Below are 12,884 nucleotides of genomic sequence, written 5' to 3' on the forward strand. Positions count from 1 at the left end.
AATGATTCTTGATGGATAAAGCGGTATGATGCGGCGAGCGTGTCATACCGTTGTCCTCAAGAATCGTTTTTCATTATGCGTGAAGCCCCGATCACTCCCGATGTTCTCGCTGGCTCGGTGATTGCCGTTCCTCCGTTAGCCCGTGCTGCGAATCTCAAGTTCTGTCCGACGGAAAATCGCAAGATCATTCAGCACTTGGAAGCCGGTGGCGTTTCCACGCTGCTTTATGGCGGGAACGCGATTCTCTATCACATTGCCCTCAGCGAGTACGCGGGGTTATTGGAATTGCTCCGCGACACCGCAAGCGACGACACCACCATGATTCCGTCGGTCGGTCCGGCTTATGGACTGATGATGGATCAAGCAAAAATACTGCGGGAGTTCTCGTTTCCAACTGCAATGATTCTCCCTCAACGCGACCTATGCACTCCTGCGGGGTTGGCCACAGCGGTGAGGAACTTCGTCGAAGTGTTCGGTCGCCCAGCGGTGCTTTACATCAAGCACGAGGGATGGATCGACGTGCCGACCGTGAGCAAACTGATGGATGATGGATGTCTGTCGTGGATCAAGTACGCCATTGTCCGCGAGGAACCCAGCCATGACGATTTCTTGCGGGATCTCTGTGATGTCGTCGATCCGAAGCTGATTGTCAGTGGGATTGGCGAACAACCCGCGATCGCCCACCTGAAGTCGTTCGGTCTGGGGAGTTTCACTTCCGGCTGCGTCTGTGTCGCGCCTCGACTTTCTATGAACATGCTCGGAGCGATCAAGTCCGGTCAATTCGAGAAGGCGGAACAAATTCGGGAACAATTTGCTGAACTTGAGGGACTTCGCAATGCGATCAATCCGGTGCGGGTGTTGCATCGAGCATTGTCACTCGCAGGCATTGCGGACACCGGCCCCATTACGCCGCTTCTCAGTGACTTGCCCGAGGACGCGATTCCTGAAGTCCAGTCGGCTGCTCGCAAACTCTTGGAAATCGAACAATCATGACCGAGATGATCCTTCGATCGATGACCGACGCCGATCAGTCGGAAGTCGCTGATTTGATCTATATTTCGATCAATCATTGGTATCAAACGCATGGTGCCCCCGCCATTTTCCAAGGTGGGCCAGAAGTCGCGCGTGTGTTTTACGATGTCTATAACGACCTGACTCCGGGGCGAAGTGTTGTCGCGGTCAGTCCGACGAGTGGGCGGATTATGGGGTCGTGTTTTTTTCATCCTCGCGAACACCATCTCAGCCTTGGAATCATGACCGTTCATCCGAATTATTTCGGTCGTGGCGTGGGTGGACGATTGTTGCAACATATCATTGAATTCGCGGACACGAACAACTTTCCTGCAATTCGATTGACGCAATCGGCACTCAATGTGGATTCCTTTTCGCTATATAACAGAGCCGGATTTGTGCCGCGATATAGCTATCAGGATATGTTCCTGAATGTGCCCGATACCGGAATGCGTTCGACAGTCACCGGGACGGACCGCGTTCGCCCGGCGACGTTGGATGATGTTCCGCAAATGGCGGCCGTGGAGTGGGACGTCAGCGGCATTACCCGCGAATTGGACTATCGGTACTGCATCGAGAACCAACGACAGATGTGGCATTCCTACGTGATCGAAGCAGGAGACGGTACTCTCGATGGATTCCTGATCGCCAGCGATCACCCCGCAAGTAATATGCTTGGTCCGTGTGTAGCGCGGAACGAAGATGCCGCGATTGCGTTACTCCATGTCGCCTTCAACGGATTTCCCGGCCGATGCCCGGTCTGTGTCGTGCCGATGGACCAGCAAAAGCTCGTCCGACAGATGTACGACTGGGGGGCGAAAAATTGCGAGATGCATTTCTGCCAGGTTCGTGGCGAGTTCCAACCGTTTCGCGGTGTGAATATTCCGGCGTTTCTACCAGAGACGGCTTAACGGAATCGTCGTTTTAGTTGACGATCGATCCCTGGCAACTCGAACCCGCACCGGCCGTGCAACCGTAGCAATGTTGACCGGTCACAATGACGCGATTTGCGAGTCGGTCCCAATCGAAATCGCGAATGTGTTGCGGCTGTTCGGGGGTTAGACTCAGTTCGAGCATCTGGTTGAAGTCGCAATCATACAATTGTCCCTGCCAATCTACCGACAGTGTCGTGCGGCACATCACGCCTGATATGGCGGCAGGGTTGTGGGCGTTGACTAACTTCTCCATGTAGGCTTCGAATCGGCCTTGCTGGAGCAAGTCATCCAGGAACCGACTGATCGGCAAATTTGTGATGGTGAATAGCCGCGTGAATTCGATGCCGTATCGCGTTCGCAATTCGTTCCGATAGGCCTCCTCCAACGTCTGCTGGTCCGGTGGCAACGACGCGCCGACTGGGTTGTAAACTAAGGAAAGCGTCTTCGAATGACCCGGCAAACCATAGCCCAGCTCGTTTAACCGCTGGAGCGCTGTCATCGATTTCCGAAAAACTCCGTCGCCACGTTGGGCATCGGTATTCTCTTCGAGGTAACAGGGCAAGGACGCCACGATCTCGACCTCGTGTTCTGCCAAAAACTCAGGAAGATCGGTGAAACCTGGTGCGAGCAAAATCGTGAGGTTGCAACGATCGATCACATGTCGGCCGAGTTTGCGGACTTCCGTTACAAACCAGCGGAAATGCGGATTCATCTCAGGAGCGCCGCCGGTAATATCGACGGTGGGAATATCAGTCTGCCGCAGAACGTCCAAACAATCTTCGAAGACCTCCCGCGACATTGCCTCACGACGGTCGGGACCGGCATCGACATGACAGTGTCGACAAGTCTGATTGCAAACACGCCCCACGTTCACCTGTAGCACATCGATTCCAGTGGCACGAAGCGGTGCGTCGCCCGTTTTCGTAAGTGTCTCCGCGAAATGGCGTTGGCCACTGCGGTTCTCCAATACGTCACGCTGAACGGCAGTGGACGCTAATTCGTTGTTTTGGCGGAGCAGGGTGAGTTGCGTCATCTGTGTTGTACATTCCCTAACTTAATTCTGTGATTCGAACTGAGACAGGAACTCAACAACAGTCGCCATCGGGACCGCAGCAGTCGCTTGCATCTGTCGTAATTTGAAAATTCTCGCCTTTGGTCTCGCGGGGTGAGCGAAGTTGTCCCCGTTGACAGTCGAACGGTAAAGCCCGTTCGAGGGGAACTTCCGTACGCGGCTCAATGATTTCGAACAGTCCTGCGTACGGTTCTTGTCGCAGCAATTGGACCAGCTTATCGCACACCGCCATCCGTTGACCGCGTTTGTAGACGTGACCGTCATCATCTTCGACCTTCTTGAACGGACCCCGGTAGACGGCTGCCTGCTTCCGATCCAAGCACGGCCCGTCCTTACCTTTGTAAGCGATCACGGTGACCGATCGAAATTCAATGCCTTCCACGGTTCGCCATGGTTCAGATTGCCGCTTCGCAATGTGCATGCCATGGAATCCAGCATCGGCAAAGGCTTGGATGAACTCGTCTTCGCGGAATGCACCCGAAATGCAGCCTGACCACAATTCGGGATTGGCTTGTAAATGTGCGGGCACAGTTTCGTCGGAAACGATATCGCTAATCGCTGCCCTTCCACCGCGTTTGAGCACTCGGAAGACCTCTTGGAACAGCTGAATACGGTCTTGCGGCCGAACCAAATTTAAAACGCAGTTCGAAAGCACACAGTCGATACTGTCATCTGCAATCATTGGGGCGGTATCGCGGAGACGTTGCTCGGTCCGCCGAAGTTCCAACCAGGCAGATGCATCGCTGACTGGCTGCTTGGCAAGTTCCGCGTCCAATTGATCCAAATCCAGCGCCAAATCTTGGATCATGCCACGTCGGAATTCCACATTCGAGTAACCGATGCGTTCGGCCACTGTGCCTTGATGTTTCCGTGCAAGTGCCAGCATTTCCGCGTTGACGTCGACACCAATCACTCGTCCGTTCTTACCGGCGATCTGCGACGCCATGAAGCAAATCTTCCCGCCACCGGAACCCAAATCGAGTACCGAATCGCCGGGTTGGACAAACGCGGATGGATCGCCGCATCCGTAATCCCGCTCGATGACTTCCTCCGGAATCACCTTGAGCAAACTCGCGTCGTACTCGACCGGGCAGCACAACTGCTCTTCCCGTTGCCCGGCGGCAGCGGCATAACGTGTGTAGACGGATTGTTCTTCGTTCGACTTCGAGGACATAGGAATGGTTGTCACGAGGCATCGACTCCTGTATGACACTGGCGGCTGATGTTGAGGGCGAAATGTAATCGGTCTTCTGATCGGCGTCTGTATTAAGAGTCACAAAATCAACTCGCATTCGATTTTCGTTGAATTCCGCGTGCACACCGACCTGTTCATCTCCATTATCATTCCCGTTGGCTCTGGCGAAACCCACTGGCGGAAATTGCTGCCATGTTTGACGGATTTACCTTGGCCAAACGAAATCATCGTGGTAGCGACCGAACCGGCACCTCTCGACTGGTCCAAACACGTCGAAAGTCATGAAGTCGGCAACGCCATACGGTGGATACACTGCGAACCCGGACGAGCCCACCAGTTGAATCGTGGAGCAAACGCAGCGTCTGGTCGATTCCTCTGGTTTCTGCATGCAGACTCGATCGTTCCTCCCGCTGCGGTGACCGCTCTTGATCAGGCGTTACGTGAGCGTCCGCATTCGTTTCACTATTTCCGGCTGAAGTTCCATAGCGACGGGCCGCCGGGAATGGCATTAAATGCCGCCGGAGTTTGGTTTCGTTCGCGGTGGCTGGGCATGCCATTCGGTGACCAAGGGTTCTGTCTTGATCGAGCGACTTTTCAAGAATTGAACGGCTATGACGAAACCGCGGTTTACGGCGAAGACCACCTATTCGTCTGGAAGGCCCGGCAGCGTGGTATTCGTTTGAACGGCATCCGCGAACCGATCCTGACCAGTGCTCGAAAATACCGAAAACACGGTTGGTTGCGAACAACAACCCGACACGTCATCCTCACATTCCGCCAAGCGATTCCCCAATTTTGGCGATTGATTCGAAAGCGAATACGTTCATGGAATGCAAGCCAACCGCCGTCGCGATCTTCGTGAAAACCCCCGGACTTTCACCGCTGAAAACCCGGTTGGCCAGTTCCATCGGCCATGAATTGGCCGAGGAATTTCATGTCCTGTCGGCGGCGGCGGTCCAAGCGATTGTCAAAGCCACACGCACGAGTACGGACATCGTCCCGGTTTGGGCAGTCGCGGAAGAAGACGGCTTGGCCGACCCGCTATGGTCTGAATTGGATCGGATTTGGCAAGGCGACGGCGACCTGGCAGACCGATTGGATCACATTTACTCAACTCTGCAGAAACAGGACCAACGAGTGATCCTGATCGGTGCAGACACTGCCCAACTCACGGTCGAGATTCTCGTCGAAGCCCACCAAGTACTCGCAAAGCAATCGAAGCCTCAGTTCGTCATTGGCCGAGCTGACGACGGCGGCTTCTACCTCTTCGGAGGCAACATCGGAATTCCCGGCGATGTTTGGCGGACGATTTCCTACAGCGAACCGACAACGGTCGACGAATTGCTCGCTGCGATCCGAACATTCGGACCAGTCCACGAATTGCCGACGCTAACCGATGTCGACGTGTTTGATGACCTCGAACCAATGGCCGACGCATTGGCGAATCTGCCCGCCCCACTCGGCGAACAGATTCGACTCCAACAATGGATTGCGCGATTGTTAATGGACGAAGACGAGGATTAGGAGTTATGGCTTCGGTTAGGGCATGGCACAGAAAGCGGATTCGGCAAAAAACTGGAAGATGTCCCAACTCAAATCCGAATTCCTAGTACCTAACCCCTAACCCCCAACAATCACTTTGGCGGTGCCGGTGGCAAACTGAGCTTGATGTGTAAATCCCGCAGTTGTTTGTCGTCGACTTCCGAAGGGGCACCGCTGAGCAGGTCCGACGCTTTCTGCGTTTTTGGAAAGGCGATGACGTCACGGATATTGTCGTCGCCAGTGAACATCATCACCCACCGGTCCAGACCCAACGCGATACCGCCGTGAGGCGGAGCACCATAACGAAGGGCTTCTAGCAAGAAACCAAACCGGGCTTCGGCCTGTTCGGCGGAGATGCCCAGCAAATCAAAGATCGTTTGCTGCACGGCGGGGTCGTGAATCCGGATACTTCCGCTGGCGGCTTCGTAACCGTTCACGATCAGGTCGTAACTTTGTGCCCGCACCGAACCCGGATCGGTCTTCAACTTTGGCACGTCCTCTTCGACGACAGAGCAGAACGGGTGGTGTTCCGCATCCCAACGGTTTTCGTCTTCGTTCCACGTCACCAACGGGAAATCGATGACCCAAGCCGCGTTGATCTCCGTCGGATCGAACAACTTCAGTTCCTTGCCCAACCGACTCCGCAACGCTGCCAGTGCGGGGGAACTCACACTGTCTTTGTCGGCTACGAAGAACAGTAAGTCGCCATTCTCGGCTCCCATCGCTTCGATGATTGCCGCGTGTTTCTCGGCAGAGAGGAACTTCGCAATCGGGGAATCGAGTGCCCCTTCCTTCACGCGGAAGAAGGCCAACCCGCGGGCGCCGTAGTCGCCTACGAAGGCAGTCAGTTCGTCGATATTCTTCCGACTGTAGTTCTCAGCTGCCCCCTTGGCATTGAGCCCACGTACACGACCGCCACTCGAAATCGTATTCTTGAACACGCCGAAATCGCTGTCGGCCACGAGGTCGCTGATGTCGACCAGCTTCATTCCGTATCGCAGGTCCGGTTTGTCGCTGCCGTAGGTTTCCATGACTTCGCGATGGCTATACCGTGGCAATGGCGTGGCAATTTCTTTGCCTTGAATGTCCTTGACGAACGCAGACACCAAACCGTCGATCACACTGAAAATGTCGTCCCGCTCGACGAAGGCCATTTCCAGGTCGATCTGCGTGAACTCGGGTTGTCGGTCGGCTCGCAGGTCTTCATCGCGGAAGCAGCGAGCGATTTGGAAGTAGCGATCGTAACCGGCGACCATCAAAATCTGTTTGTAGATTTGCGGCGATTGCGGCAACGCATAGAACGCACCCTCATGGACGCGGCTGGGCACGAGATAATCCCGGGCGCCTTCCGGAGTGCTGCGGCCAAGCATCGGCGTTTCGATTTCGAGGAAGTCACGGGCATCGAAGTAATCCCGCGTGATCTTCGCCAGCCGATGCCGTAGTCGCATGTTTTCTTGCAGCTTCGTGCGACGCAAATCGAGGAAGCGGTATTTGAGTCGCAGTTCCTCATTCGGCAATTCCGCCTGATTCGGCTCGAATGGCGGCGGTTGGCTTTTGTTGAAGACGGTCAAATCCTGTGCGACGACTTCGATTTCCCCAGTCGCTAACTTCGGATTCGCCAAACTTTTGCCTTCACCGTCGACACCACGGTCCCGCACGACGCCGGTCACACCAATGACGTCTTCTTTCCGCAAGTCGTGGGCATCGCCGGAGTATTTCGAGTCGTCATCGACCTTGAACACGATCTGAGTTTTGCCATATCGATCGCGTAAGTCGACGAATAGCAAGCCTTTACCGTGATCACGGTAGCTCTCCACCCAGCCACACAATCTCACCGTTTCGCCGACATCGCCAGCCCGAAGTTCGCCACAAGTCTTAGTGCGGTGCACGAAATTGCTTTCCGGAATCAATCCAAATCAGAAATAAAGGTGTCCAAAGCGACGCCCATTATAGGAGACGCGCCGCCGTCCGCAATTGTTCACGGATCAGTCGTCCCAAACTTCTAGGCTCGGGATTTCCGCACGCAACCGTTCGACGCCTTCGTCGGTGATGAGGGTGTTGGACAGGTCGAGTTGTCGCAGCTTCTTGAGGGTGCGCAGATGCCACAGGCCTTCGTTGGTGATTTCGGTACTGACCAAGCTGAGCACCTCGAGATTTTGAAGCCCTTGCAGGTGGAGCAGTCCTGCGTCGGTGATTTCGGCACCGGAGATGCGGAGTTCTGTTAAGTCATCGAGTTGGCTGATTTCCCGGAGTCCGTCGTCGGTGACGAAACACATTTCCAAGCCGAGCGATTTCAAGTCGGGTTGGACGACTGCCAACTGCCGGAGTTCTTCGGCACTGACCTGGGTTTGGGTCAGCCACAGCACATGCAAGTTCCGAAAATCCACGATGATCGGCAGCAGTTCCCGAATGGCGTGGTCGCTGCGAGTGCGATCGGCGACTGCAACATGTTGGAATAACGATTGGACTTTGCGACGAAGACTATTGTCGTGCGGGTGTTTCAGCCGATCTGCGAAATCACTCCACATGATGTTGCCCCCGAGCTGTTCCCACTTCCTAGCGGCTTGGTGTTCCCGGTAGATCGGAAGAGCGACAGCAACCACCGTAATCATCACCGCCAACGCAAACGCCGCGAACAGCCAACGGAACATGCGGCGATTGGGGGGCTTGGAAGAAGGATCAGCGGGCGTTTCACTCACCGGGCGGTCCAGCCTCCGTCGACAGTGACGAGGCTGCCGGTCATGTAGCTGGCGGCGTCGGAGGCGAGGAAGATGGCGGCTCCCTGGATTTCCTCGAGTTTGCCCCAACGATTTAACGCGACGGCTCCGACGATGAACTTTTTCGCCTCTTCGGAGTCGGCGATCGGTTCGTTCATCGGAGTGAGAAACGGACCGGGGCAGATTGCGTTGACGGTGATGCCGAACTCGGCCAATTCCAGACCGAGGGCCCGTGTCATCTGCACGACAGCTCCCTTGCTGGATGTGTACGGCGTGCGATTCGCCAACCCGACGACGCCAAGTGTGCTCGCGAGGTTGATGATGCGGCCGTACCTCCGGGACTTCATATGCGGCACAACCGCCCGGGCACACAACCATGGTCCGTTGACGTTCGTGTCTTGGACCTGCTGGAATTCCTCGTAGCTGACTTCGTCGATCGCGCCGCGGATGTTGATGCCGGCGTTGTTGATCAGAATGTCGATCTGGCCAAATTCGTCGAGCGCCTGTTCGACCATCTCTTCGACGTCTTCGGGGTCCGTCACGTCGGCGACCATGCCGATCGCTTGTTGACCGAAATCCTTGGCAATTTCCTCGGCAGCGGCATTCGCTTCGTCGGCGTGTCGGCTGGTCAGGAGCACGTTCGCCCCCGCCGACGCCAAGCCCGCCGCCATCGCTTTGCCAAGTCCCTTGGAACCGCCGGTAATGATTGCGGATTTGCCGTGCAAATCGAACAGTTTGATTCCCGGTAGCATGTTCATCAGTCCTCGAGTGCGTATGATTCGCATTCACGATGACCAATGCCAACCGGGAAGTCAAACTGACAAAACGATCGAATTAATCGGGGTCGACTGGGGTATCGGTTTTCACATCGCGTTCCAACGGTGGGATCGGATCAGGCACGGAGAAGTTGTAACCTTCTGCACCCGTCATATCGGGACCGCGGTTCATCCGCTGCAAACGGTGAGGCATGAGATCATGACAACCGACGGTGAACAATGTGAGACACAACATGCATAGACCGCACAAGAGCTTCGGCATGGGAAACTCCGGGAAAGAGACTGAGTAGATTGGCCATTTCGAGAGAAGAGAGGGCGGGACGCTAGTGAATTTCGCGGGTTCGATCAAGATCGATCTGGATCCGACGCTTGACTTCCCCACCGCATGCGATTGGAATCATCAATCAACGCAAATATGTTCCAGGGCGATTGTGACCATGGTTTGGAAAGGTGGCGGTGCAATGCTTCGAATTCTAATGGCTTGGTTGTGCTGGTTGTCAATTTCCGGATTCTGCCAAGCCGATCCACTTCCAGGCACCAAGCCGCTGACGATGGAAGGCGATTTGGCATCCGAGATGGTCGCAGGCATCGATCGGTTCTTGCTCGGGCAGATCGAACAAACGCGGACCGAACGCTTGAAAGAATGGAAAGCGGCGTTCGCGGATGCGGAGTCGTTGGACGCATTTCGTGCTGAAAAACGCAAAGCCCTTGCGAAGATGCTCGGAGTGGTCGATCCGAGATTGTCGTTCGACGAATTTGAGGTCCTCAAGACGTCGGATTCAGTAGATGCTAAGTGGACGGCTTCGACAGTACGCTGGCCGGTATTGGGCTTTCCAGGACCGAGTTGGCCGGATCAACCATCGATTTTCGGTGAAGGATTATGGCTGCAACCGTTGAATGGCTATCCTAACCGTGCGGTCATCGTGATTCCCGATGCTGACCAAACACCGGAGGAACTGGCGGGAATCACGGGTGACTTATCGGCCGATCGTCAGTACGCCCGGCAACTGGTCGAAAGGGGTTATTCGGTTCTCGTTCCCACTTTAATCAGTCGCGAAACCGCCAAGCGGAACGGGCGAGCGAATTTGACCAATCGCGAGTATCTGTATCGGTCGGCTTTCGTGCTGGGACGGCACTTAGTTGGGTATGAGGTTCAAACCGTGTTGGCCGGCGTCGATTTCTTGAATCGCACGGCACCGAATGCCAAGCAATTCCCGATTTCGATCCTAGGCACAGGTGAAGGCGGCATGATCGCGCTGTACGCGGCCGCTCTGGATGACCGAATCGCCGCCACATGCGTTGGAGGTTATTTCGGGCCGCGGGAACGATCGTGGGAAGAACCGATCAGTCGGAATGTGTTCGGTCGCTTGCAACACTTCGGCGATGCGGAACTCGCTGCAATGATCGCACCACGAAAACTGATCGTGCTCGATGCGGAATATCCGGTTCTCGAATTGCCCGGCGAAGGTGGAGCCCCGGCGAAACTGGGTCGTGTCGCCTCTGGCGATGTCCAAGCAGAGGTCGATCGTGCCCGACAAATCCTTCCCGAAGAATTGAAAACATCGATCCGCGTCGTGCGGAGCGAACCGGTTCCGGAGTTATTGGATTCGGTGAATTTGCCCAACCGAAAATTGTACAAAAGCGGATCGCCACCGAAATGGCTCGTTGATTCCACCGAACGGCAACGCCGACTTCTCGCGAACGCAGATCGGCACAATCAATGGCTGCTACGCGAAAGTCCGTACGTCCGCGACAAGTTTTTCGAGAACCTCAAGACCGATTCGTTAGAAGCGTTTGAGGAAAGCGTCGAAGACTATCGAACCATTTTCCGTGAGGAAGTCATCGGGAAGTTCGACATCGAACCATTGCCCATGAATCCGCGTTCGCGAAAGACTTGGGATAACGAAAAATGGACCGGCTATGAAGTTGTGCTGGATGTCTTTCCGGACGTGTTTGCGTATGGCGTTTTATTGATACCGAAGGGGATTGAAGAAGGTGAGAAGCGGCCGGTGGTGGTGTGTCAGCATGGTTTGGAAGGGCGACCGACGGATACGTTTCTGGATGATCACCGAGCGTATCACGACTTTGCTGCGAAGTTGGCCGAGCGTGGTTTTATCGTGTTTGCACCGCAAAATCCTTATCTCTTCCAAGACCGGTTCCGCACGCTACAGCGGAAAGCGAACCCGTTGGGGAAAACCCTGTTTTCGATCATCGTGCCGCAACACCAGCAGATCGTCGATTGGTTGCAAACGCTTCCAAATGTCGATCCGGACCGCATCGGTTTTTATGGCCTCTCGTATGGTGGGAAGAGTGCCATGCGGATTCCTGCACTTGTCACCGACTACGCCCTCTCGATTTGCTCAGCCGATTTCAATGAGTGGGTCTGGAAGAACGCTTCGACTCGGGCGAAGCACAGCTATGTGTGGACCGGGGAATACGAGATTTTCGAGTTCAATCTCGGTGAGACCTTCAATTACGCTGAGATGGCGGCACTCATTGCACCGCGTCCGTTTATGGTCGAACGCGGGCATTTCGACGGCGTTGCTCCCGACGAAACCGTGGCTGCGGAGTTCGCGAAAGTCCGTTTTTTGTACAATGCGAGACTTGGAATCGGGGACCGCTGCGAAATCGAATGGTTCGTCGGTCCGCACACTATTCACGGGCAGGGGACGTTCGACTTCTTACACCGGTTTCTCGATTGGCCCAAACCAACCCCGTGAAATCGCAGGGAACTACTGCGGAAGTCTACAACAGTGGGGATTGCAGGGAGGTGCATCGCTCGGCGGACAGGCGGAAGACATCGGAAGCGGGTTGCTTTTAAATCCATGAGCCGCTGCAGCACTCATCAGCTTTTCAGGTTTTGAATTTTGGCAGTTCGGGCACTTAACCGACTCTTGTCCGCGGACTAGGTACTCAAACTGATTGTCACAACTGGGACAGCGAAACTCGAATAGCGGCATCTTGGGTCCTTTTTCCCGATGAAGCGATCTCGGGTGTCAACATGGCAGACGGTCGGTTCAATCGTCGCCCATTATGACAAAAGGCAACACAGAAATCACGAGATCATTCGCCCACAAAAATCATGCGAGGCTGAGGACGTAACTTCGGTGGTGTGAACACCTCAAATTGAGACGAATCTACTGGCAACGACGAGCCACGAAATTCGGAGTTTTCATCCGCACCAAACCAAGCCGGAGCGCTTCGCAACGTCGGCGTACTCGCGGATCCACTTTCCAAGGTCCATCCTGATTCACCGACGTTCCTCGGTGGTTGACTGCCCGCGAAAACCATCACCATACACACCGCCGCCAACGCGAGAGCTGGGATCCAACCATTAAACTCATTCGCCCGCGGTTTTTGGTGCTTCTTAGGTAACTGCGCCGACAATGCCGGCCACAAACTATCGTGAGACAACTCATTTTCGGCCGACGGGTCTTGGCTATCATCACTCGAGCCAAGCAATTCGAGCATTCCCTTCATTCGAGTTTGGTAAGATTGACAACCAGGGCACTGATGGAGGTGAGACTGAACGCACTCCCATGCCGACGCATCCAAATCGCCACCAACCCACAGAGCAATCTGCGACCGTGCTTGTTGACAGTTCATGCTACACCCACTCCTCCACGGACTCGGCAG

General features: G+C 55.1%; 13 protein-coding genes. 5 read left to right on the forward strand and 8 right to left on the reverse strand.

Going from position 1 to position 12,884, the window contains the following annotated elements; translation table 11 throughout:
* Positions 1–75: 75 nt before the first annotated feature.
* Together AC5DDB_RS05840 and AC5DDB_RS05845 are read left to right on the forward strand one after the other, a co-directional pair.
* On the forward strand, positions 76–993 hold the full coding sequence (locus tag AC5DDB_RS05840) for a dihydrodipicolinate synthase family protein (RefSeq protein ID WP_491738749.1): 918 nt from the start codon (positions 76–78) through the stop codon (positions 991–993).
* Positions 990–1,922 carry a GNAT family N-acetyltransferase gene (locus AC5DDB_RS05845; protein WP_491738750.1) on the forward strand — a complete coding sequence of 311 codons (933 nt, stop codon included), beginning with the start codon at positions 990–992 and terminating at the stop codon, positions 1,920–1,922. The genes AC5DDB_RS05840 and AC5DDB_RS05845 overlap by 4 nt, the downstream gene beginning before the upstream one ends.
* A gap of 13 nt (positions 1,923–1,935) precedes the next feature.
* On the opposite strand, the gene arsS is transcribed toward AC5DDB_RS05845, so the two are convergent.
* Both arsS and AC5DDB_RS05855 read right to left on the reverse strand, forming a co-directional pair.
* The gene (arsS, locus tag AC5DDB_RS05850; protein ID WP_491738751.1) at positions 1,936–2,979 is read right to left on the reverse strand and encodes an arsenosugar biosynthesis radical SAM (seleno)protein ArsS; all 1,044 of its coding nucleotides are present in this window, start codon (positions 2,977–2,979) and stop codon (positions 1,936–1,938) included.
* 52 nt (positions 2,980–3,031) lie between these two features.
* A complete protein-coding gene (locus AC5DDB_RS05855; protein ID WP_491738752.1) occupies positions 3,032–4,207 on the reverse strand; it encodes a DUF8838 domain-containing protein in 1,176 nt (391 codons plus the stop codon).
* Positions 4,208–4,331: 124 nt separating this feature from the next.
* Here AC5DDB_RS05855 and AC5DDB_RS05860 point away from each other — a divergent pair, with 124 nt between their 5' ends.
* Together AC5DDB_RS05860 and AC5DDB_RS05865 are read left to right on the forward strand one after the other, a co-directional pair.
* The gene (locus AC5DDB_RS05860; protein ID WP_491738753.1) at positions 4,332–5,075 is read left to right on the forward strand and encodes a TIGR04283 family arsenosugar biosynthesis glycosyltransferase; all 744 of its coding nucleotides are present in this window, start codon (positions 4,332–4,334) and stop codon (positions 5,073–5,075) included.
* Positions 5,039–5,737, forward strand: a complete 699-nt coding sequence (locus tag AC5DDB_RS05865) for a TIGR04282 family arsenosugar biosynthesis glycosyltransferase (protein ID WP_491738754.1) — start codon at positions 5,039–5,041, stop codon at positions 5,735–5,737. The genes AC5DDB_RS05860 and AC5DDB_RS05865 overlap by 37 nt, the downstream gene beginning before the upstream one ends.
* Before the next feature lie 110 nt (positions 5,738–5,847).
* On the opposite strand, the gene aspS is transcribed toward AC5DDB_RS05865, so the two are convergent.
* From aspS to AC5DDB_RS05885, 4 genes are all read right to left on the reverse strand, one after another.
* Entirely contained in the window at positions 5,848–7,644 is a 1,797-nt protein-coding gene (gene aspS / locus AC5DDB_RS05870) for an aspartate--tRNA ligase (protein ID WP_491738755.1), read from the reverse strand.
* A gap of 96 nt (positions 7,645–7,740) precedes the next feature.
* Positions 7,741–8,454, reverse strand: coding sequence for a leucine-rich repeat domain-containing protein (locus AC5DDB_RS05875; protein WP_491738756.1), 714 nt, complete (start codon positions 8,452–8,454; stop codon positions 7,741–7,743).
* The gene (locus tag AC5DDB_RS05880; RefSeq protein ID WP_491738757.1) at positions 8,451–9,230 is read right to left on the reverse strand and encodes an SDR family NAD(P)-dependent oxidoreductase; all 780 of its coding nucleotides are present in this window, start codon (positions 9,228–9,230) and stop codon (positions 8,451–8,453) included. Before AC5DDB_RS05880 ends, AC5DDB_RS05875 begins: the two co-directional genes overlap by 4 nt.
* Positions 9,231–9,306: 76 nt before the next feature.
* Entirely contained in the window at positions 9,307–9,510 is a 204-nt protein-coding gene (locus AC5DDB_RS05885; RefSeq protein WP_491738758.1) for a hypothetical protein, read from the reverse strand.
* 199 nt (positions 9,511–9,709) lie between these two features.
* Here AC5DDB_RS05885 and AC5DDB_RS05890 point away from each other — a divergent pair, with 199 nt between their 5' ends.
* Positions 9,710–11,968 (forward strand): alpha/beta hydrolase family protein, encoded by a 2,259-nt coding sequence (locus AC5DDB_RS05890; protein ID WP_491738759.1) that lies wholly within the window; start codon positions 9,710–9,712, stop codon positions 11,966–11,968.
* 12 nt (positions 11,969–11,980) lie between these two features.
* Here the strand turns inward: AC5DDB_RS05890 and AC5DDB_RS05895 are convergent, their stop codons facing one another.
* Both AC5DDB_RS05895 and AC5DDB_RS05900 read right to left on the reverse strand, forming a co-directional pair.
* Positions 11,981–12,208, reverse strand: a complete 228-nt coding sequence (locus tag AC5DDB_RS05895; RefSeq protein ID WP_491738760.1) for an FmdB family zinc ribbon protein — start codon at positions 12,206–12,208, stop codon at positions 11,981–11,983.
* Between the two features lie 103 nt (positions 12,209–12,311).
* A complete protein-coding gene (locus AC5DDB_RS05900; RefSeq protein WP_491738761.1) occupies positions 12,312–12,854 on the reverse strand; it encodes an anti-sigma factor family protein in 543 nt (180 codons plus the stop codon).
* Positions 12,855–12,884: the final 30 nt, after the last annotated feature.

It is taken from the genome of Thalassoroseus sp., assembly GCF_984380535.1.